At 39.2% G+C, this 20,812-nt stretch carries 20 protein-coding genes; 9 read left to right on the top strand and 11 right to left on the bottom strand.

Going from position 1 to position 20,812, the window contains the following annotated elements:
* Positions 1-64: 64 nt before the first annotated feature.
* The 7 genes from argF to argC form a co-directional block, all read right to left on the bottom strand.
* Positions 65-1,015 (bottom strand): ornithine carbamoyltransferase, encoded by a 951-nt coding sequence (argF, locus tag ACFX4N_RS17350; RefSeq protein WP_013055392.1) that lies wholly within the window; start codon positions 1,013-1,015, stop codon positions 65-67.
* Positions 1,012-4,122, bottom strand: a complete 3,111-nt coding sequence (locus tag ACFX4N_RS17345) for a carbamoyl-phosphate synthase (glutamine-hydrolyzing) large subunit (protein ID WP_057274287.1) — start codon at positions 4,120-4,122, stop codon at positions 1,012-1,014. The genes argF and ACFX4N_RS17345 overlap by 4 nt, the downstream gene beginning before the upstream one ends.
* A complete protein-coding gene (locus ACFX4N_RS17340) occupies positions 4,115-5,188 on the bottom strand; it encodes a carbamoyl phosphate synthase small subunit (protein WP_013055390.1) in 1,074 nt (357 codons plus the stop codon). Before ACFX4N_RS17340 ends, ACFX4N_RS17345 begins: the two co-directional genes overlap by 8 nt.
* Positions 5,189-5,258: 70 nt before the next feature.
* The gene (locus ACFX4N_RS17335; RefSeq protein ID WP_377261872.1) at positions 5,259-6,413 is read right to left on the bottom strand and encodes an acetylornithine transaminase; all 1,155 of its coding nucleotides are present in this window, start codon (positions 6,411-6,413) and stop codon (positions 5,259-5,261) included.
* Positions 6,379-7,203, bottom strand: a complete 825-nt coding sequence (gene argB, locus ACFX4N_RS17330; RefSeq protein WP_013055388.1) for an acetylglutamate kinase — start codon at positions 7,201-7,203, stop codon at positions 6,379-6,381. Before argB ends, ACFX4N_RS17335 begins: the two co-directional genes overlap by 35 nt.
* 12 nt (positions 7,204-7,215) lie before the next feature.
* Positions 7,216-8,448, bottom strand: coding sequence for a bifunctional ornithine acetyltransferase/N-acetylglutamate synthase (gene argJ / locus ACFX4N_RS17325; protein ID WP_371410265.1), 1,233 nt, complete (start codon positions 8,446-8,448; stop codon positions 7,216-7,218).
* A 48-nt stretch (positions 8,449-8,496) separates the two neighbouring features.
* On the bottom strand, positions 8,497-9,540 hold the full coding sequence (argC, locus tag ACFX4N_RS17320) for an N-acetyl-gamma-glutamyl-phosphate reductase (protein WP_057274284.1): 1,044 nt from the start codon (positions 9,538-9,540) through the stop codon (positions 8,497-8,499).
* 351 nt (positions 9,541-9,891) lie between these two features.
* Here argC and ACFX4N_RS17315 point away from each other — a divergent pair, with 351 nt between their 5' ends.
* Positions 9,892-10,590, top strand: coding sequence for a Crp/Fnr family transcriptional regulator (locus ACFX4N_RS17315; protein ID WP_053486823.1), 699 nt, complete (start codon positions 9,892-9,894; stop codon positions 10,588-10,590).
* 31 nt (positions 10,591-10,621) lie between these two features.
* Here the strand turns inward: ACFX4N_RS17315 and ACFX4N_RS17310 are convergent, their stop codons facing one another.
* Positions 10,622-10,930: a metal-sulfur cluster assembly factor gene (locus tag ACFX4N_RS17310; RefSeq protein WP_013055384.1), complete on the bottom strand. Its 309-nt coding sequence runs from the start codon at positions 10,928-10,930 to the stop codon at positions 10,622-10,624.
* Positions 10,931-11,165: 235 nt separating this feature from the next.
* Between ACFX4N_RS17310 and ACFX4N_RS17305 the strand changes: the two genes are divergently transcribed.
* The 3 genes from ACFX4N_RS17305 (at position 11,166) to ACFX4N_RS17295 (ending at position 13,014) form a co-directional block, all read left to right on the top strand.
* Positions 11,166-11,978, top strand: a complete 813-nt coding sequence (locus tag ACFX4N_RS17305) for a Cof-type HAD-IIB family hydrolase (RefSeq protein ID WP_013055383.1) — start codon at positions 11,166-11,168, stop codon at positions 11,976-11,978.
* 121 nt (positions 11,979-12,099) lie between these two features.
* The gene (locus ACFX4N_RS17300; RefSeq protein ID WP_013081728.1) at positions 12,100-12,249 is read left to right on the top strand and encodes a hypothetical protein; all 150 of its coding nucleotides are present in this window, start codon (positions 12,100-12,102) and stop codon (positions 12,247-12,249) included.
* Between the two features lie 3 nt (positions 12,250-12,252).
* Complete coding sequence (locus ACFX4N_RS17295) at positions 12,253-13,014, top strand: DUF3813 family protein (protein ID WP_013055381.1); 762 nt, start codon at positions 12,253-12,255, stop codon at positions 13,012-13,014.
* Positions 13,015-13,051: 37 nt separating this feature from the next.
* On the opposite strand, the gene ACFX4N_RS17290 is transcribed toward ACFX4N_RS17295, so the two are convergent.
* Positions 13,052-13,891, bottom strand: a complete 840-nt coding sequence (locus ACFX4N_RS17290) for a YitT family protein (protein WP_192100719.1) — start codon at positions 13,889-13,891, stop codon at positions 13,052-13,054.
* Between the two features lie 256 nt (positions 13,892-14,147).
* Between ACFX4N_RS17290 and ACFX4N_RS17285 the strand changes: the two genes are divergently transcribed.
* The gene (locus ACFX4N_RS17285; RefSeq protein ID WP_029324708.1) at positions 14,148-15,008 is read left to right on the top strand and encodes a DegV family protein; all 861 of its coding nucleotides are present in this window, start codon (positions 14,148-14,150) and stop codon (positions 15,006-15,008) included.
* 52 nt (positions 15,009-15,060) lie between these two features.
* Positions 15,061-15,192, top strand: coding sequence for a DUF3941 domain-containing protein (locus tag ACFX4N_RS17280; RefSeq protein ID WP_013055378.1), 132 nt, complete (start codon positions 15,061-15,063; stop codon positions 15,190-15,192).
* Positions 15,193-15,226: 34 nt separating this feature from the next.
* Here the strand turns inward: ACFX4N_RS17280 and ACFX4N_RS17275 are convergent, their stop codons facing one another.
* Positions 15,227-16,090 (bottom strand): CvfB family protein, encoded by an 864-nt coding sequence (locus ACFX4N_RS17275; RefSeq protein WP_013055377.1) that lies wholly within the window; start codon positions 16,088-16,090, stop codon positions 15,227-15,229.
* Between the two features lie 255 nt (positions 16,091-16,345).
* Between ACFX4N_RS17275 and ACFX4N_RS17270 the strand changes: the two genes are divergently transcribed.
* From ACFX4N_RS17270 to ACFX4N_RS17260, 3 genes are all read left to right on the top strand, one after another.
* Entirely contained in the window at positions 16,346-16,837 is a 492-nt protein-coding gene (locus tag ACFX4N_RS17270; protein ID WP_013055376.1) for a YajQ family cyclic di-GMP-binding protein, read from the top strand.
* A 140-nt stretch (positions 16,838-16,977) separates the two neighbouring features.
* Complete coding sequence (locus tag ACFX4N_RS17265; RefSeq protein WP_013055375.1) at positions 16,978-17,841, top strand: SDR family oxidoreductase; 864 nt, start codon at positions 16,978-16,980, stop codon at positions 17,839-17,841.
* Between the two features lie 104 nt (positions 17,842-17,945).
* Positions 17,946-19,358 carry a sigma-54 interaction domain-containing protein gene (locus ACFX4N_RS17260; protein WP_029324706.1) on the top strand — a complete coding sequence of 471 codons (1,413 nt, stop codon included), beginning with the start codon at positions 17,946-17,948 and terminating at the stop codon, positions 19,356-19,358.
* Between the two features lie 27 nt (positions 19,359-19,385).
* Here ACFX4N_RS17260 and ACFX4N_RS17255 read toward each other — a convergent pair whose 3' ends face one another.
* Positions 19,386-20,804 (bottom strand): amino acid permease, encoded by a 1,419-nt coding sequence (locus tag ACFX4N_RS17255; RefSeq protein ID WP_013055373.1) that lies wholly within the window; start codon positions 20,802-20,804, stop codon positions 19,386-19,388.
* Positions 20,805-20,812 lie beyond the last annotated feature (8 nt).

Raw genomic sequence — 20,812 nt, 5'->3', positions numbered from 1 at the left:
TTCCCTCAATTAATTCCCTTTAAACAAAAAACCCCTTCTGATATTCTCAGAAAGGGTTTTTCTCTTAAGCTAAAATGGCTTGTAGCAAAGCTTTTTGTACATGCATACGATTTCCAGCCTGCTGAAAGACAACAGAATTTGGTCCGTCAATAATGCTTGCTGTTACTTCTTCTTCACGATGCGCAGGCAAACAGTGCAGAAATAAATAGTCTGACTTAGCATAGGCAGCTAGTTCTTCATTTACTTGATAAGGAGCAAATATTTTCAAGCGCTGCTGTGCTTCTTCTTCCTGTCCCATACTTGTCCATACGTCTGCATAAATAGCATCGGCATTTTTCACAGCCTCTACAGGATCTTTTGTAATCGTAACCTTCGCACCTGTTGTAGCAGCTATTTCATTAACATAAGCTGTTACAAAGTCTTTTGGCTCATAACCATCAGGGCATCCAATTGAAATATCTATCCCCATTTTTGCACATGCAATCATTAACGAATGCGCTACATTATTTCCGTCTCCAACATAAGCTACTTTTAGCCCTTCAAATGATTTCTTGTGCTCGTAAATCGTTAATAAATCAGCTAGAGCCTGACAAGGATGATAATCATCTGTCAAACCATTAATAACGGGAATGGATGCGTAATCTGCAAGCTCTTCGATCTTGCTGTGTTCAAACGTACGAATCATTATAGCATCGATGAATTCAGATAGTACGCGTGCTGTATCAGCAATCGTTTCTCCGCGTCCAATCTGTAAATCTTGGCTGCTTAAAAAGAGGGCGTTTCCTCCAAGCTGCATCATTCCCGCTTCAAATGAAACTCTTGTTCTTGTTGAAGATTTTTCAAAAATGAGCCCCAGCGTTTTTCCTTTTAACGATGTTACGATTTCACCATTTTTATGCTTTTGTTTCAGCTCAATGGCGCTTTCCAAAAGTGACATAATATCGTCTGATGATAAATCTTTAAGCGTAAGCAAATCTTTTCCTTTTAAATTGGTATTTACCGATACTGTACTCATGATACTGTCACTTCCTTTTTAGTTTTTTGAAACCATTCTTGTAGTGATGAAACCTGATATTCATCGACTTGGAACGATTGGAAAAATAGCGATGCCGTTTCTGCCTCCGTCATGACCATCAAACCGTGTTTTAATGCTGACATACGGCTTTCTTTATCTTCAGGCTGTAAGCTTACGTATAATAAAGCTTCTTTCGTTTTCACCCATTCACTAACTTCTTTATCTTTAACAAGAGTTAAGCCCGCGCTTTGCACAAGTGCTTCAAGACCTTGCGCTTCTCCGTTGATATATACTTCCGCAGCACCGTTTTTACTTAACACATACTGATGGAATACTTTTTTTGCTGCTTCTTCAATCGTTGAAGAAATCGCAATTCCTTCACCAGTTGACTTCATTTCCGGTCCAACAAGTGGATCAACTCCTGATAATTTACTTGTCGAAAACACTGGAAACTTGATAGTTGTGTAAGCCGGATCCGGCAATAAACCTAGCTTTTCACTAATTTCCGACAATGATTTCCCAAGCAATATTTGAGTTGATAGCGAAACAAGCGGCGTGTTGCATACTTTGCTTACTACAGGCACTGTACGGCTGGCACGCGGATTAACTTCCAGCATGTAGACTTCATCGTTGTAAATAACATATTGGATATTCATAATCCCTCTATATTGGAGTTTGTTTACAATTTTTTGAGCGTAGCTCACCATTTTTTCTTTATGTGCTGCTTCTACTGTTTTGGCTGGTAAAAGCGCATAGCTGTCTCCTGAATGAACCCCGGCTTTTTCAATATGTTCAACGATTGTCGGAATCAACACATCTTTTCCGTCTGCTACCACATCAACTTCTGCTTCTTTTCCAGGGAAGTAAGCATCAATAAGCATTGGGAAATGAGACGCTTTAATAGCCGGTAAACAAGCCTGAAGCTCTGTTTCGTTTTGAATTGTCAGCATCCCTTTTCCGCCAATTACGTAAGAAGGACGAATAAGTAATGGGAATCCCATATCTTTTGCTTTTTGGACAAGCTCTTGCTCATCTTTCGCCATTTCACCTGGGATATGAGGGATATCACACTCATCTAAAAGCTTGTAAAACAGGTCACGATCTTCAAGTGCATCAATGACATCATTTGTAATCCCTAGTAAATTGACGCCAGCTTCTTCTAGCCCTTTAACAAGCGAAATAGCTGTTTGACCTCCGTATTGAACAATTACATCCTTCACATTTTCAGCATCAAGAACATTTAATACGTCTTCTACTGTTACAGGTTCAAAATATAAGCGATCTGCTACTTCAAAATCCGTACTTACCGTTTCTGGATTATTGTTAATTAAAATCGTTTCGTATCCTTCTTTTTCAAGAGCTAGCACACCATGTACAGAGCTGTAGTCGAACTCTACTCCTTGCCCGATACGAATTGGTCCAGAACCGATAATCGCAACTTTTTTATTCGTTGATGGTTCAATTTCGCTCTCCCCGTAATAACTGGAATAGAAATAAGCCGTTGAAGATTCAAACTCCGCTGCACATGTATCCACCATTTTATAACTCGGCGTAATATGTAGTGCTTTACGCTTCGCTCTTACGTCAAGCTCAGGCACATTCCATACGTTTGCTAGATACGCATCTGTAAATCCATGCTCTTTCACTTGCTTGAAGTGTTCAGCTGTAATCGAATCAAAACGCACTTCCTTTAAAGAGGCTTCCATTTTAATCAGCTGTGCAAAGTGTGTTAAATAGAAATAATCAATTTGCGTTACTTCATGGATATACTCAGGCGTTGTGCCACGGCGTAAAAGCTCTAAGATAACAAAAATACGTTCATCGCTTTGTTCGCTAAGCTTGCTTTTTAATTCATCCGTTGAAAGTTCTTGCAGTTCTTCTACTTCTAATCCTTGTAAGTCAATTTCTAAAGAAGACAATGCTTTTTGGAAGCTACGTGTAAAGTTACGGTCAATAGCCATTACTTCTCCAGTTGCTTTCATTTGCGTACCAAGCGTTCTTTCAGCGTAGAAAAACTTGTCAAACGGCCATCTTGGAAATTTGACTACTACGTAGTCAAGAGCAGGTTCAAAGCTTGCATACGTGTCTCCTGTGACAGGATTTAATAACTCATGAAGCGTGTAGCCTACCGATAGCTTTGCAGCAATTTTGGCAATCGGATAGCCCGTTGCTTTTGATGCAAGAGCAGACGAACGGCTCACACGCGGATTTACTTCAATTAGATAATACTGCTTGCTTTTTGGATCAAGCGCAAACTGGATGTTGCAGCCCCCAATAATGCCAAGCGATGAAATAATTTTAACTGAAGCAGAGCGAAGCATTTGATATTCCACGTCTGTTAACGTTTGAGAAGGAGCAACGACTACCGAATCTCCAGTATGGACGCCTACGGGATCGATGTTTTCCATATTACAAATTGTGATGCACGTATTGTTCACGTCACGCATAACCTCGTACTCAACCTCTTTAAATCCAGCGATGCTTTTTTCAATTAAGCATTGAGTAATAGCACTTTCACGCAAACCTGACGCTGAAAGCTTTTCAAGCTCTTCCATAGAATGAGCAATTCCTCCGCCCGTTCCGCCTAACGTATAAGCAGGACGTACAATAACAGGAAAACCAATTTTCTCGGCAAAAGCTAACGCTTCTTCTACTTTTGTGACAACTTCACTTTCCGGCACCGGTTCATTCAGTTCATTCATCAATGCACGGAACTCTTCACGGCTTTCACCTTTTTTGATTGATTCAATCGGTGTTCCTAAAAGTTTCACATCGTATTTCGGCAAAATGTTTTGTTCATGAAGCTCAAGGGCTAAGTTTAAACCCGTCTGTCCGCCTAATGTGGCTAACAAACCATCCGGCTTTTCTTTTGCAATAATTTTCTCCACGCAGTCTACTGTTAATGGTTCAAAATAGATTCGATCTGCTACGTGAGTGTCCGTCATAATTGTAGCTGGATTATTATTGATTAAGATAACTTCATAACCTTCTTCTTTTAATGACAAGCATGCCTGAGTTCCTGAATAATCAAATTCTGCTGCTTGCCCGATTACGATTGGTCCTGATCCGATTACTAAAATCTTTTTTAACGTTTGGTCTTTAGGCATATACTTTTCCGCTCCCTACTTGCTGTACTTTCGTCATAAATTCATCAAAGATATACGTGCTGTCACTTGGTCCAGGATGTGCTTCTGGATGGTATTGAACCGACATAACAGGAAGGTCTTTATGCATTAAACCTTCAACCGATCCGTCATTCACATTTTTAAATCGAACGTTTAATGGCGTAGACGTAATCGTCTGTTCGTCTACGACATAGCTATGGTTTTGAGACGTCATACACACTTTGTTATTCGTTAAATCAATTACAGGCTGATTAGCTCCTCGGTGACCGAACGCCAGCTTTTTGGTTTGTGCCCCAAAAGCAAGCCCAATTAACTGATGTCCAAAGCAAATTCCCAAAGTTGGATAAGATGAAATAATTTCTTTTAATTCATCCAGCTGACTGCTCACTTGAGTTGGATCTCCAGGTCCGTTTGATAAGACAATGCCATCCGGCTGCAGTTCTTTTACTTTTGAAGAACTTGTAGAATAAGGAACAACTGTTACTTTGCACTCTCGATTTAACAGCTCTTGTAAAATTGATTTTTTATAACCAAAGTCCATTAATACAACGTGTTTTTCACCGTTTCCGTAAGTAACAGGCTCTTTTGTTGATACTTCTTTTACTACATATCCATCGCATTCAGCAGTAAATGCTGGCGGCTCAGCAGATGTCGAAAAGGCAGATTGCATCGTACCTTCTTTTCGAATTCGTTTTACGACCGCTCTCGTATCCACATGTGTAATAAGCGGAATGTTCCATTTCTTTAAATATTGTTTAAAGCTGTACATCGCTTCGTAATGGAACCCTTCATCTGAACATTCGTATACGACAACGCCTGCTACATGAGGCTTTTTGCTTTCATAATCTTTTTCATTGATACCATAGTTCCCAATCAAAGGGTACGTAAAGACGATAATTTGATCTTTGTAAGATGGATCAGTCACAACTTCTTGATAACCAGTCATTCCAGTAAAGAAAACAATTTCTCCTTCTGCCTGGTGCGTTGCTGTATGTTCAATGTGTCCGGCGAACGAATCGCCGTTTGCTAAGTGTAAATATCCGTTCATTGTGCATCCCTCTTCGAATAATTATTTATAAAACAGAATTTTTATACAAACATATTCAAAAAAATTTGTATTATGAAGTAATTTTTGTTTGGCTAAACGCTTCTTCAATGATATGAATCGCTTGGTCCAACTCTTCTTTTGTTACAGTTAAAGGCGGCAGCAATCGTACTACGTGCGGTCCTGCTCCCAGTGCTAGCAATCCTTTTTCACGCATAGCTGCAAGCAATGCTGACTGATGTTCTCCGCATTCAATTCCAATCATAAAACCTTTTCCACGAACATCGGTTACAAATGAATAATCTGCTATGCTATTTTTCAAAGCATTGGTAAAATAAAGGCTTTTTTCTGTAACCTCTGCCAAAAATGCTTCATTAAAAATAATGTTTAAGGTTGCTTTGGCTGAAGCTAGTGCAATTGGGTTTCCTCCAAAGGTTGTTCCGTGAGTACCAGGTCCAAATGCATCTTTGAGATAGCCTTTTCCAATCATCGCACCAACCGGCATTCCGCTTCCTAACCCTTTGGCTGCTGTAATAATGTCTGGTGACACGTTAAAATGCTGATAAGCGAACGGTTTTCCTGTTCTGCCGATTCCAGTTTGCACTTCATCGACTATAAACAGTGCTTCGTGCTTTTTACACAGCTCTTGAATGGTTAATAAAAATGCTTCGGTTCCTGGAACCACTCCGCCTTCTCCTTGAATGACTTCAACCATAATTGCTGCTACGCTATCGTCCATTTCCTGTTTTAATGCTTCTTCATCATTGTATGGCACGTAAACAAACTCATTAACAAGAGGACCGAAGCCATCATGAATTTTTGCCTGCCCTGTAGCTGCCATTGTAGCAAATGTACGTCCATGAAATGATTTTGTAAACGTAATAATTTTGTGTTTTTGCGTGTACTTGCGCGCTAATTTAATCGCCGCTTCGTTGGCTTCTGCACCGCTGTTACAGAAAAATACTGCATCACCGTTTGAGTGTTCCACAAGCTTACCTGCTACGTCTTCTTGAATCGATTGATGAAATAAATTTGACACGTGCCACACTTTATTTAACTGCTCTTCGACCGCTTTTTGAACATCAGGATGACGATGACCTACGTTACAAACAGCGATACCTGAAATAAAATCTAAATACTCATTTCCTTTGTTATCTATTAATTTTGTTCCTTGCGCCTCTTCCACATGGATATCAAACCGTTGATATGTTGGAAACAATGAACTCATCGCTATCTTCTCCACCTTTTCCACTATATTTAATTGCTGTACCAATCAGCTTTCCTTCCTTATCTAAAAATCCATCAGTTCCGCTAATAATATGAACTTCTTCAAGCAAAGGAGATAACGCATTTACCGCTGATGTTACTTTCGGAATCATTCCGCCGTAAATTACTTTTTCTTCAATAAGTGCATCAATCTCTGACTTTGTAAGCTCAGGAAGCAATGCTCCATCCTTTAACACACCTTTTACATCCGTTACAAACATCAGCTTTTCAGCATTTACTGCTTGTGCAACGGCTCCGGCTGCCACGTCAGCATTAATATTATAGCTATTGCCTTCTTCATCGGCTCCAATGGAAGAAATAACTGGAATATACTGACTGTCAGTTAGTTGTTTTAATAATGTATCATTTACGCCTTTTACTTCTCCAACGTAACCTAGACGTTCAACATCGATAGCCTCTGCTTTAAGCAATAATCCATCAATTCCTGATAGTCCTACCGCTTTTAAGTTCGCTTTTTGTAGTTCTTTTACAAGCTGCTTATTAACCTTGCCTGCTAATACCATCGTCACAACTTCTAATGCTTCTTTGGACGTTTTTCGAAGCCCATCTACAAATTCCGTTTCAATGTGAAGTTTGGTAAGCGTATCTTGAATATCAGGCCCGCCTCCGTGCACAACAATGATTTGATATCCACTCGCTTTTAACTGCTGAATACTTTCAAAAAAAGCGCTTGTTAACTGATTGACAATGCTGCCTCCGCATTTTACAACGACGATTTTTTCACTGCTCATTTCACTCTCTCCTTACGTTCGATAACTGGCGTTGATTTTGACATAATCGTAAGTCAAATCGCAGCCCCACGCCTTGCCAATTCCATTTCCCTGCTGTAAGTCAACATAGACTTCGACCGTATCATTTTCTAGATAAGCCTTTGCTTCTTCTTCACTAAATGAAACAGGCTGACTGTTTTCTAACATCTGGATATTGCCTAACGAAACATTCACTGTTTCTGGATTAAGCGCTACTCCGCTGTACCCAACTGAACAAATAATTCGTCCCCAATTAGCATCGGCTCCATACATGGCCGTTTTCACTAGGTTCGAGCCCACAATTTGTTTAGCAATCACATTTGCTTCTTCGTTTGTATGAGCACCAGATACGTTTACTTCAATTAGTTTTGTTGCTCCTTCACCGTCGCGTGCAATTTGTTTGGCTAAATCTTCACACGTCAAGCGCAGTGCTTCATAAAACGAATTCCATTCAGGATGATCTGGTGTAAGCGACTGGTGACCAGCTTTTCCATTTGCTAAAACAACAACCATATCGTTGGTTGACGTATCACCATCTACTGTAATTTGATTAAAGCTTTTATTTGTAATAGAACCTAGCGCATCTTGTAGCACTGAAGCTTCAACCTTAGCATCCGTTGTGATAAAGCTAAGCATCGTAGCCATATTTGGATGAATCATGCCTGATCCTTTCGCTGTGCCGCCAATGGTAACTACTTTGCCGTCAATTTTTGTTTCATAGCAAGCTGACTTCATCACTGTATCTGTTGTTAAAATAGCCGTTTGAAATTCTTCTGCTTTTTCTTTGTTCGACGAAGGACTTAATAACCCAATACCTTTAACAATTTTTTCCATATCTAGAAGCTCTCCAATTACGCCTGTAGAAGCTACCGCTACATGATGAGGTAGGATATTAAGCTTTTCTGCACATGTATTTCGCATTTGGTATGCATCTTTTAATCCTTGTTCTCCAGTACATGCATTTGCACATGCGCTGTTCACAACGATCGCTTGCAGCTTCTGCTCCACCGCTACACTTTCTTTTGTAACAGCTAAAGGCGCTGCTTGAAAGGCATTAAGCGTGTAAACAGCTGCGCAATTAGCTGGCACGTCGCTTACAATAACTCCTAAATCTTTTTTAGCATAACGTAAACCAGCGTGAACGCCATCTGCTGAAAAACCTAGAGGCGTTACAATTGTACCGTTCTCTATTTTCTTTATCTTTTCTTTCGTTTGTTTAACCGTAATCACTATACGTTCCCTCCTGCTTTTATCGTGATTAGTGATGCTGTGTCTTTATGGGAAGACAGGCAGTAGCCCGATACCCGCTTGCTGTTCAAATCCCATCATGATATTGGCATTTTGAATGGCCTGACCGGCTGCCCCTTTAACTAAGTTATCAATGACAGAAACAATCGTGATACGCTTTGTTCGTTCGTCAAATGCAACACCGATATCGCAATAATTTGATGCACTTACTTCTTTAGTAGACGGAAATTCACCAGCTTTTCGAACGCGAACGAACGGGGAGTTTTGATATGTATCTACATATAGCTGATGAAGTTCTTGTACTGAGCTTTCTTCAGAAAGTTCAGCGTATATTGTACTCATAATCCCTCGCGTCATTGGAACTAAGTGCGTACTGAACGTAACGTGGCCAATTTCCTCATCCCACTTTTCTAAAATAGATTCGATTTCTGGGATATGCTGATGTTGATTAACTTTGTATATTTTCATATTTTCATTGATTTCAGCATAATGAGCCATTTGCGAAAGACCGCGTCCTGCTCCTGAGATTCCGGACTTTGCATCAATGATAATAGAGTTTGATTTCACCATTTGTTTACTAACGAGGGGAGCTAGCCCAAGCAGTGTAGCTGTTGGATAACAACCCGGGTTCGCAACGAATGTACTGCTTTCGACTTCATCTGCAAACCATTCTGATAATCCATACACAGACTGTTGTAAAAACGCTTCGGCTGCAGCAGGCTTTTTGTACCATTTTTCATAAAGCGCTTCTGTTTTTAATCTAAAATCTCCAGATAGATCTACCACTTTTATTCCTTCTTCTATTAATTGAGGTACAAGTTTGCTAGAAACACCGGACGGAGTTGCTGTAAACACTAAATCTAATTCTTCAGCCATATTCTTAGGGTTTATATCTTGCAGTGTATATACAGTATTAGAAAGGTGAGGATAAACTTCTGCTAGTTCTGTCCCATCCTGAGATGATGAATAAACTGCATAAACATGAAAATGTGGGTGATTCGCTAACAAACGAATCAGTTCTACTCCTCCATACCCTGTTGCTCCAACAATTCCTACCTTGTATTCTTTCATTTTAAAACTCCTTTTTCCACGTATCTATTTGAATTATTTATCATTATAATACCGTATAAAAATAAAATCAAATGAATATTTAAAAAATCCAACACTTTATTCTATATTTTTAAACATTTTTATTTATTCATAATTTTTTATTTTTATAACCACCTTTCTATTTTTGTTTAGAAATTGTTCACAGATAGTTTTGGAAAACACTGGTTGTTTTTGTGTATAATAAGAATATCGATAAAAATCATCCGTATGATATTTTTTATACGGCTAGTGGACGTACAGCATATACAGACTGTTCTAACTTAATAGATTAATAAGTAGCAGTCGAAAAAATTTTAATTAAAAGGTGATAACATGATGAACATCACAACGGATTCTTTTTCGAATGAGCTGCAGCAATTTTTTATGAACTTTGATCATAAAATTTCGTTTAAAAAAGGTGACTTTCTCTTTCAAGAAGGTTCGACTTCAACTCATTTATTTTTTATTACGTCAGGGGCCGTGCAAGTAGGTAAAGTGACACCGGAAGGACGCGAGCTGACGCTTCAGCTGGCGAGTTCAGGAGACTTAGTCGGGGAAGTCATGCTATTTTGCGGATCTACTCCCCATATGCTTCAAGCAAAAGCTATTGAACCTTGTACGGCAATCAGTATTCAAAAACGGGTGTTAGAAAACGAACTAGCACAATACCCTGCTCTTTCTATGGAGTATATGAAGTGGATGGGACTACAAATTAAGCGAATGCAGACAAAATTTAGAGACTTAATTCTAAATGGAAAAAAAGGTGCTCTCTATTCTACTCTGATCCGCATGTCTAATAGCTTTGGAGTAATGAAGCCAAATGGTATTTTATTAAACGTAACGTTGACAAATCAAGAAATCGCCAATCTATGCGGGACATCTCGAGAAGTGGTCAACCGCATGCTCGCTGAGTTGCGAAAAAACGAAGTGATTTCAATGGCAGATGGAAAAATTATCATTCATAAGCTTTCTTTTTTAAAGAAAGAAATAGACTGTGAGGACTGCCCTGTGGAATTGTGCAGAATTGAATAAGAAAAAAAGCCATCGTTGATGGCTTTTTTTCTTATTGAACACCTAATGCAATTTTAGCGTAGCGCGTCATGCGATCTTTATCCCATGGCGGATTAAATGTGATATTCACTTCTACATTTTCTACTTCTTCAAGCGAAATTAATTGTTTTTTCACTTGTTCGCCAATCACACCAGCTAGCGGGCAGCCGATAGAAGTTAACGTCATCGTCACGATAACCGTGTTGTTTTCTTCCATTTCTACACCATACACTAAGCCTAAATTTACGATATCAACGCCAAGCTCTGGATCAATTACTTCTTCTAGTGATTCCATGATTTTATCTTCTAACTGTTTATCCATATTCATTCTCCTTTCTTTTACTTCCGTAATTATCTTCACGTATTAAATATACCCTTAAACAATTTATCGTAAGCAATCAATAACTATGTCTTACACCGTAACAAGACAGCTTTTGCATGTCAATCGTTCTGCTTTGCTCCTAAGGAAAAGTTGTGTAAAATATGGGAATACAAGCATGAATATTAGTAGAATTCAATATAATCGTATAACTACTTCAATTTAAAAGGAGCCCTATATGAGAAACGATCAACACTTAATCGCCTTAGATCTGGATGGAACATTGTTAACGAATGAAAAAACCATTTCACCTACAACAAAACGGGTATTAGAAAAAGCCAAACAAGAAGGACATATTGTAATGATTGCAACTGGTAGACCTTATCGTTCCAGTGCTATGTATTACAGCGAATTAGATTTATCCACGCCTATCGTAAACTTTAACGGAGCGCTTGTCCATCACCCCCTTCAGCCTGATTTCGGCACGCATCACGAACCTTTAAACCGCCGCACTGTCCATGACATTGTGACAGCTATGCAAGACTATCGCATCAACAATATCATGGCAGAAGTACAAGATGATGTGTATCTTCATTTTGAAGATCGAAAATTAATGGATGTACTTAGCCTAGGGGATCCTAAATTACAAACGGGTGATTTGCGTCATACGCTGCAGCACGATCCAACGTCTATTTTAATTCACGCAGATGAAGAACATGTACAAGATATACGCTCTCACCTTTCAGATGTTCATGCAGAAGTACTAGAACACAGACGCTGGGGAGCACCTTGGCATGTCGTTGAAATTGTAAAAAAAGGACTTAATAAAGCTGTAGGTCTTGAGCGCGTAGCTAATCATTATCAAATTCCACGCGAACGAATTATTGCGTTTGGAGATGAAGACAATGATTTTGAAATGATTAAATTTGCAGGACACGGTATCGCCATGGAAAATGGTATTAGCGAATTAAAACAGCTAGCGCGTGAAGTAACAAAATCGAATGAAAATGATGGTATTGCTTATTATTTGGAAAAAACGTTAAATTTATAACTTAGCTTTTTTTGAAAAGCAAGGTAAATTTTTATCGCTATCATTTTTTTTATTTAGCACACACTATAACCGACACTTCTTAAGGTGTCGGTTTTATTTATATTACGAGGAGGAATTTATGATGGGCAGAGGCAATCGATCAAAACGTTTTGTGAAACAAGGTGCAGACGCAGTTCAAAAACATGATGAACGAATTCCTTATCATATGACTATGGCAGAGGCAGAAGCATTTCAAGCTCAGCAGCGCCAAACTCCTCATGGAGGACAGTAACTTATGAAAAATTCACTTTTTGGTCAAGTAAAAGACGCGATTCGAAATGCAGTATCCGGCCATTCAGAAGATCAGCTTCACCGTCAAAAGCACGGCAATGGTGAGCTTGATATTTCAGAAGGCGTATTAAATAGTATTGCTTCTAACGCTTCTCCTGAGGAGCAAGAGCAGCTGAAGCAATTCCAAAACTCATTGCATCAAGCGTATGATACAGATGGAGAATCACATTCACAAGAGAAAAGCGCAGACATTACGTCTGATACGCTGTCTCATATCGTTCAGAATGCTTCTCCAGAAGAGAAGGCACAGCTTGAACAGCTTCAAAACACTTTAGAAGGCGGTCAGTCTCACGCTCACGGTAAAGCTCACACGTCCAGTGAAAGCGTGGCAGCTGATATATTATCTCATGCACAGCAAAATGCTTCTCCTGAAGAAAAGAGCCAGCTTGAACAGCTTCAAAGCACTTTAGAAGGCGGTCAGCCTCATGCTCACGGTGAAGCTCACACGTCTAGTGAAAACGTAGCAGCTGATATGCTGTCTCATGCACAGCAAAGCGCTTCTCCTGAAGAACAAGCTCAGCTTCAGCAGCTTCAGAATACATTGGGAGCTGCTGGTCAAAATCATCAAACGTCTCAGGCTCATACGTCTGCAGCTTCTGATGAAAACATTGCAGCTGATATGCTGTCTCATGCGCAGCAAAATGCTTCTCCTGAAGAACAAGCTCAGCTTCAAGAACTTTCTAATGACTTAAAAGGTACACATTAATACAAAGGGTCCAGGTAATTAATACCTGGACCCTTTTTTAATCCTTGCGAAACAAACCAAAGATTCCCGTTGTCTGAACGATATTGGTAAATGCTTTAGGATCTACCTCTTTAATCACTCGTTCCAAGTCAAATAATTCATATCTGGTCAAAACAATCATTAGCATTTCTTTATCTTCGTTTGTAAAGCCGCCTTTAGCCGGCACCGCCGTAATCCCTCGCACGAGTTTGGCGTGAATCGCCTTTCTTAGCTCCACTCCTTTTTTCGTTACGATCATTGCTGTGAGTTTGACATGACGCGTATGAATAACATCAATGACGCGAGTAGTTGTATAAAGCGTCACAAGCGTATAGAGTGACTTCTCAGCCCCATATAAAAGACCTGCTAGCACGATAATAATTGCGTTTAATATGAACATATAAGTGCCAATTGGTCGGTCTTTTACTCGAGACAAAATCAGGGCAATAATATCGAGCCCACCAGTTGAAGCTCCAAATTTTAACGTAATTCCTACCCCTACCGCTAAAATAACGCCTCCAAAAACTGCGTTAAGGATGATGTCTTTAGAAAGTGCTTGAATAGGAATAATTCCAAGAAACAAAGTTGTTGCAGCAACGCTGATAAAGCTGTAAACAGTAAATGACTTCCCAACTTTTTTCCACCCTAAAATAGTTACAGGAATATTTAACAACAACAGCAGCACTCCCGTGGAAATAGTAAAAGGGGTGTAATCTGTCACGATACTCGAAACAAGCTGCGCTACTCCTGTAAAGCCGCTCGAATATACATTAGCAGGTATCAAAAACAAGTTGAGCGCAAGCGCATTCAATAATGCTCCTACCAAGACGACTATCGTTTTTTTTGTTTCAAGCCACATATTCAAATGACCGACCTCCGCTTTTTTAAAACTTCTTACTCTCCTATACCCATTTATAAAATGAATAAAGTCAGCATCTTTAAAATAGTTAGTACATATAGTATGTACGATTTGGCAGAATTAAAAAAACTTATTCAAAAATTGTATTTTCCTCAAAGTGCTTATACACTAATACTATGTCGTATATAACGCTTCTCAATGTTTATACATCAAATTCATTTAATATTTTATAAATGCAATTAGGAAGGTGACATTTATGTCAATTAAACTTTTAACCGATAGTGCAAGCGATTTGCCTTTATCCTTTTTTCAAGAAAATAACGTTGGCTTTTTACCGCTTCGCGTAAGCCTGGATAATCAAGAATTTTTAGATCTACAAACGATTGAGCCAGCTTCTGTCTACGAAGCCATCCGTAAAGGCAAGATGCCAAAAACATCTCAAGCGGCTCCAACTACTATGTATGAAGTCTTTGAGGACATAGCTAAATCAGGTGATTCTTGCGTTTATTTAGCTTTTTCTTCAGAATTATCCGGTACATATCAAACAGCAATGATGATTCGAGAAGAACTCCTAGAAAAGTATCCTGATTTCCAATTAGAGATAATCGATACGAAATGTGCATCTCTTGGCCAGGGAGTAGTTACTTATTATGCAGCACAATTACTACAACAAAACCTCTCACTAGTAGAGATGACAGAAAAAATAAAACAATACGCGCTGCATATGGAACATATTTTTACGGTCGATGACTTAGATTTTCTTGCTCAAGGAGGACGCGTGAGCAAAGCTTCTGCTTTTGTAGGAGGTCTGCTTAATATTAAGCCGCTGCTTCATGTGGAAGATGGAAAATTGATTCCAATCGAAAAAATCCGCGGCCGTAAAAAAGTATTTAAGCGCATGCTTGATGTAATGGAAGAGCGAGGAAAAAACCTCTCTTCTCAAATCATTGGAATTAGCCATGGAGATGATTTAGAAACAGCTCTTCAGCTGAAAGAGATGATTCAAGAACGTTTTGGAACCAAACATTTTATTATTAATATTATTGGTGCAGCCATAGGTTCTCACTCTGGCCCAGGGACGATTGCAGTCTTCTTTTTGAACGAAACCATCGAATAATTTAAAGAGGTCAGGGCATTCTAAAGGTACGATCAAAAAGGGGTGTATCACAATGCCAAAAACGAGCGATAACGATAAAAAAGCAAAAGATAATAACGCAAAGCTTCACGAAAAGAATCTGCAAGCTAAGCATAACCGTGAGCTTGGAAAACATTCATTTTCTAAAAAAACTGATCACTTATAAAAAGAAGCCGCTGAATTTTCAGCGGCTTCTCCTTTTAGTTTTCTTCTTTTTTAAAATATGTCCATCCTTCTTCTTGATAAACTTTTCCTTCTTTCATCAGTTTACCAAGCGCACGTTTGAACGCAGCTTTACTCATATTAAAGCGCTCGCGAATATCTTCCGGATAGCTTTTATCCCAAAATGGCATAACGCCACCGCGGCTTTCCATGTAATCATATAGTACTTGTGCATCTTCATCCATGCTTTCTTGCTTGCGCGGAAGAAGCGATACGTTTAGCGTTCCGTCTTCTTTTACATTAATTACGCGGCCTGTTACATACGTACCAAGCTTTGGTTCTTTGCGTCTCTCGCTTTCATGAATAAATCCGACATATCCTTCATCTGTCATAATAAATGAACCTACGCGCAGTACGCGATAGATGTATCCGCTCACTTCACGATTAAAAAGTTCGGGCGGAGCATCTAATGCCATTGCTTTCATCACATCGTCTGTAGCAATTTTTCCGTACATCTTACCGCGCTTTGAAATCTTCATTGTACAGTAAACCTTGTTTCCGACTTCTGGCCACAGATCTTCTAGCGCAGGTAAGTCTGTTGAACCAATTAACATATCTTTGTTCATGCCGATATTTACAAACACGCCCAAACCTGGATTAACATCTACGACCTCGACCCACTCATAAACACCTTCTTCAACAAGAGGTAAGTGCATCGTTGCCGTTAAACGGTCATGCTGATCAAGGTATAGAAAAACTTCTACTTCTTCTCCTTCAGCAAGTTCTCTTGTTGTTTCATTTTTATGTAGCAAAATTTCTTCTTCACCTTCTGCTAACATATAACCAATCGGCGTTTCCCGGTTTACTGTTAAATACGCTTTCATCCCAGCTTCTACATTCATCGTTCTATCCATCCTTTATATAAATTAGTAGTGACTATTCCGTCACCACATACCTTCTCACTTTGCATCGAACAGCATTTTAAATTTCAAATCAACTTAAATGCATGCATTGTTTAAAAAAGCTGCTTCTATAGCTTACAACAAAAAGCATAACTTGTATTGTATCAATTACCGGCTCTCTATTCAATATCAGTTGTATACAGTTTGTGTTTTATTTATAATAAAAGAACAAACTCTTTACATATGGAGGTTATTATGGCTAAAGATAGTTCATTTGACATTGTGTCACAAGTCGATTTATCAGAGGTAACAAACGGCATTACCATGGCAACAAAAGAAATTAAAACCCGCTACGATTTTAAAGGCAGTAAAAGCGAAATCTCGCTTGAAAACGAAGAGCTTGTTCTTATTTCTGATGATGAATTTAAGCTTGAACAGTTAAAAGACGTATTGATCTCTAAGCTTATTAAACGAGGCGTACCTACACGCAATATCTCATATGGAAAAATTGAGAACGCCTCTGGAGGAACGGTTAGACAACGCGCCAAGCTAATTCAAGGTATCGACAAAGACAACGCTAAAAAGCTAAATACAATTATTAAAAATACTGGTTTAAAAGTAAAAAGCCAGATCCAAGATGATCAGCTTCGCGTAAGCGGTAAAAATCGTGATGACCTGCAGCAAATTATTTCAGCTATTCGCAGCGCTGATTTACCTATTGACGTACAATTTATTAATTACCGCTAAAAAAATGGATGCCCCGGCATTCATTTTTTCTTTTAAAGCCTTTTTTTATTCGTTCAGGCTTATTCCTATGCATAGATACACTTTCTTAACAAATACTAGTATACGCTTACATACTCATATTAATTAAGGAGTGTATACCAATGAATCAAAATCAAAAACAAAACTTCCCTCCTCAGCATCAGCAAACTCAGCCAGGTATTGAGAAAGATATGCATCCAATCCCTACCTCTATCGCTCCAGACTATAAGGCAAGCGGAAAATTACAGAACAAAGTAGCCATTATCACCGGAGGAGACAGCGGCATTGGACGTTCCGTCGCTTATCATTACGCTAAAGAAGGCGCAAATGTTGTCATAACCTATCTTAATGAACATGATGATGCAAATGAAACCAAAAAACAAGTTGAACGAATGGAAGCTTCTTGTTTATTGCTTGCTGGTGATATAGGAGATGAGCATTTTTGTCAAGAAGTCGTCTCAAAGGCCATTCAGACTTTCGGAAAAATAGACATCTTAGTCAATAATGCAGCTGAACAGCATCCTCAAAAAAGTATTACGGATATTACGACTGAACAGCTTACTCGTACGTTTCAAACGAATATTTTTTCAATTTTTCATCTCACCAAAGCTGCATTGCCTCATTTAAAACAAGGAAGCGCTATTATTAATACAACGTCTGTGACAGCTTACCATGGGCATGATCAGCTGATTGATTACTCTTCAACCAAAGGTGCTATCGTTGCTTTTACACGTTCTTTATCAGCTTCGCTCGCAACAAAAGGCATTCGCGTAAACGGCGTAGCTCCGGGACCCATTTGGACACCTCTTATTCCGTCTACGTTCGACGAACAGCAAGTTGCGACATTTGGGTCTAATACACCTATGAAACGGGCAGGACAGCCTTCTGAGCTCGGACCGGCCTATGTATACTTGGCAAGCTCTGATTCTTCTTATATGTCCGGGCAAGTTCTGCACATTAATGGGGGATCCATTGTAAACGGATAACATTTGTCTTCGGTCATTCATTTATTTTTATGTGGAAACACTATCAGAATTCAGTTATTTTTGTTTAAATAGAGATATGAACACCGCTAAAGGAGAGTATTTGAATGACCGATACATTAAGCACTCTTAAACATATATATGAAACCATTTTAAATAAAGTCGATGCCGGTATCCATGCGGTCGATGAAACAGGAAAAACTATTATTTATAATGAAAAGATGACAAAGATGGAGCTGATGGATGAACAAGACGTTTTACATAAAAACTTGTTAGATGTGTTTATGTTCAAAGAAAATCAGCAAAGCACACTTGTACAGGCGCTGCAAAAAGGAAAAGAAACGGTTAACGTCAAGCAAACGTATTTCAACAATCAAGGACAAGAAATCACGACGATTAATAATACCTTCCCTATTTTAAAAGACGGGGTCATTCAAGGAGCGGTTGAAATTGCTCAGGACGTGACGAAACTAGAGCGTCTAATCCGGCAAAACATTAGGCAAAAAGGAAACACACGCTTTACGTTTGATAGCATCATCGGAAGCAGTCAAGCGGTTCACGATGTGATTGAAGATGCCAAGCGTGCAACTAGAACTCCTTCTTATGTCTTAATTATTGGAGAAACAGGAACAGGGAAAGAACTGTTTGCTCAGAGCATACATAATGGCAGCAGCCGCTCTTCTGCTCCTTTTATTTCACAAAACTGTGCTGCGCTACCGGATAATTTAATTGAAAGCCTTTTGTTCGGTACGAAACGCGGAGCTTTTACAGGTGCAATGGATAATCCTGGTCTTTTCGAACAAGCGCAAGGAGGCACATTACTGCTAGATGAAATCAACTCGTTAAACCCAAATCTTCAGGCTAAGCTTCTTCGAGTGCTGCAGGAAAAAACCGTACGAAGAATTGGGGATACAGTGGACAAACCGGTTAACGTTCGAGTGATTGCGAACATGAATGAAGATCCAATCGATGCAATTGCAGAAAACCGATTACGCAAAGACTTATATTATCGACTTGGCGTCGTGACGCTTTTTATTCCTCCTCTTCGTGAACGAAAAGAAGATATTATTGAATTGACAAAGTTTTTCATCAAAAAATACAATGATTTGTTTCAGATGAATGTAAAAACCGTAGATCACCAAGTCATGTCTTCTTTTCTCTCTTATGACTGGCCAGGGAACGTACGGGAATTAGAACACATTATTGAAGGTGCAATGAACTTGGTAATGGACGAAGATGTTATTCACTATTCTCACCTTCCTTTCCAATACAGAACGAAGTTCCAGCTAAAGCAGCATGAACATTTTGAAAATAAAGCAAGCAGTGACGCACCTTCTTATCCAAGCGCTTTTCACCCTTCTCTTCCTTTAAAGGAACAGCTGTTAGCGTTCGAAGCAGAATGTATTAAACAAACGCTTGAACAACACAGACACAACATCTCAAAAAGTGCTAAGATACTAGGGCTGACCAGACAAAGCTTGCAGTATCGTATGAAACGATTAAACATCCGCTCTAAATAAAAAAGAAGTGCACAGTGCACTTCTTTTTTATTTTGCTTTATAAACCGGTGAATCCGATTGTTTTTGATCAATATTTTTCTTGATTCCTACGTGATAATACACGTAGAGTACAATGATTAAAGGGACACCACAGTAAAGACCAATTCGTTGATCCGGAATAAAAATTAAGCTGATTAATACAAGTCCATACAAACAAAAACCTAGAATAGGAACGAACGGATAAAGCGGCGTTTTAAATTTCAGTTCCTTTATGTCTCCTCCTTCCGCTAAAAAACGACGGCGGAACATAAATTGAGAGGCACAAATGGACATCCAAACAATAATGGTCACCATTCCTGAAATCGAAATAAACCAAAGATATACGGTTTCAGCAGCCACGATGCTTGTAATCAACGAGCACCCTGAAATAATCATTGTCACAATTAATGCGTTAATTGGAACACCTTTTGAAGATAATTTCTTCAAAGATTTTGGCCCCATATTGCTGTTTGACAGTGACCAAAGCATACGAGAAGCAGCATAAACGCCGGAGTTCGCCACTGATAGAACGGCTGTTAAAATGACAAAGTTCATGATATCCGCTGCGTATGGAATGCCAATTTGATCTAATACGGCAACAAACGGACTTTCAATGACGCCTGCTGTTTTGTATGGCAGAATAGAGACTAAAACAAACATAGCTAACACAAAGAAAAACAGCGTTCTCCAAATGACGTTTCGAATAGATCTCGGCAACGTTTTCTCAGGACTTTCACTTTCTCCTGCTGCAATGCCGACAAGCTCCGTTCCTTGAAACGAAAAGTTAACCGTTACTAAAGTCAATAGAACTGCCAGTATTCCATTTGGAAAAAGACCTGCACCTTGCGTGAAATGCGAAAGAAACGGTGCGGGTTCTCCTCCCTTGAAGTCGATAAAACCAAAGACAGCAGCTCCTCCAATTAAAATAAATAGAATAATAGCCGTAACTTTAATACTCGAAAACCAAAACTCAGTTTCAGCATAGCTTCGAGCAGAAAGAGCGTTAATTAAAAATGTAATGACGCCAAAAATCAAGCACCAAGACCATACAGGTACATCAGGAAACCATCTCTGCATTAAAATTCCTGCTGACGTAAATTCAAGTCCTGTCGTATTTGCCCAGCTGAACCAGTACAGCCATCCAATCATAAAGCCTGTAGAAGGTCCTAAAAACCTTGTAGCGTATTCTTGAAAGGAACCTGAAACCGGCATTGCTACCGCTAGCTCTCCTAAACAAAGCATAACTAAGTACATGAGGAAGCCGCCTATTATATATGCAAGAATGGCTCCTCCCGGCCCTGCCTGGCTAATAGTAAAACCCGAACCTAAAAATAGGCCTGTTCCAATCACGCCTCCTAACGCAATCATAAATAAATGTCTGCTTTTCATTGTTCTCTGTAATTGGTTTTGTTCTGTATGTCTATTCATCGGTACCT

This window comes from Priestia sp. YIM B13551, assembly GCF_042787905.1.
GTDB lineage: Bacteria > Bacillota > Bacilli > Bacillales > Bacillaceae_H > Priestia.
This window is presented reverse-complemented; position numbering and strand designations above follow the sequence as displayed.

Excerpts from the sequence above, each read along its gene's own strand:
- argF (WP_013055392.1), bottom strand. The coding sequence starts at position 1,015 with ATGAGTACAGTATCGGTAAATACCAATTTAAAAGGAAAAGATTTGCTT.
- ACFX4N_RS17345 (WP_057274287.1), bottom strand. The coding sequence starts at position 4,122 with ATGCCTAAAGACCAAACGTTAAAAAAGATTTTAGTAATCGGATCAGGA.
- ACFX4N_RS17340 (WP_013055390.1), bottom strand. The coding sequence starts at position 5,188 with ATGAACGGATATTTACACTTAGCAAACGGCGATTCGTTCGCCGGACAC.
- ACFX4N_RS17335 (WP_377261872.1), bottom strand. The coding sequence starts at position 6,413 with ATGAGTTCATTGTTTCCAACATATCAACGGTTTGATATCCATGTGGAA.
- argB (WP_013055388.1), bottom strand. The coding sequence starts at position 7,203 with ATGAGCAGTGAAAAAATCGTCGTTGTAAAATGCGGAGGCAGCATTGTC.
- argC (WP_057274284.1), bottom strand. The coding sequence starts at position 9,540 with ATGAAAGAATACAAGGTAGGAATTGTTGGAGCAACAGGGTATGGAGGA.
- ACFX4N_RS17315 (WP_053486823.1), top strand. The coding sequence starts at position 9,892 with ATGATGAACATCACAACGGATTCTTTTTCGAATGAGCTGCAGCAATTT.
- ACFX4N_RS17310 (WP_013055384.1), bottom strand. The coding sequence starts at position 10,930 with ATGGATAAACAGTTAGAAGATAAAATCATGGAATCACTAGAAGAAGTA.
- ACFX4N_RS17305 (WP_013055383.1), top strand. The coding sequence starts at position 11,166 with ATGAGAAACGATCAACACTTAATCGCCTTAGATCTGGATGGAACATTG.
- ACFX4N_RS17300 (WP_013081728.1), top strand. The coding sequence starts at position 12,100 with ATGGGCAGAGGCAATCGATCAAAACGTTTTGTGAAACAAGGTGCAGAC.
- ACFX4N_RS17295 (WP_013055381.1), top strand. The coding sequence starts at position 12,253 with ATGAAAAATTCACTTTTTGGTCAAGTAAAAGACGCGATTCGAAATGCA.
- ACFX4N_RS17290 (WP_192100719.1), bottom strand. The coding sequence starts at position 13,891 with ATGTGGCTTGAAACAAAAAAAACGATAGTCGTCTTGGTAGGAGCATTA.
- ACFX4N_RS17285 (WP_029324708.1), top strand. The coding sequence starts at position 14,148 with ATGTCAATTAAACTTTTAACCGATAGTGCAAGCGATTTGCCTTTATCC.
- ACFX4N_RS17280 (WP_013055378.1), top strand. The coding sequence starts at position 15,061 with ATGCCAAAAACGAGCGATAACGATAAAAAAGCAAAAGATAATAACGCA.
- ACFX4N_RS17275 (WP_013055377.1), bottom strand. The coding sequence starts at position 16,090 with ATGAATGTAGAAGCTGGGATGAAAGCGTATTTAACAGTAAACCGGGAA.
- ACFX4N_RS17270 (WP_013055376.1), top strand. The coding sequence starts at position 16,346 with ATGGCTAAAGATAGTTCATTTGACATTGTGTCACAAGTCGATTTATCA.
- ACFX4N_RS17265 (WP_013055375.1), top strand. The coding sequence starts at position 16,978 with ATGAATCAAAATCAAAAACAAAACTTCCCTCCTCAGCATCAGCAAACT.
- ACFX4N_RS17260 (WP_029324706.1), top strand. The coding sequence starts at position 17,946 with ATGACCGATACATTAAGCACTCTTAAACATATATATGAAACCATTTTA.
- ACFX4N_RS17255 (WP_013055373.1), bottom strand. The coding sequence starts at position 20,804 with ATGAATAGACATACAGAACAAAACCAATTACAGAGAACAATGAAAAGC.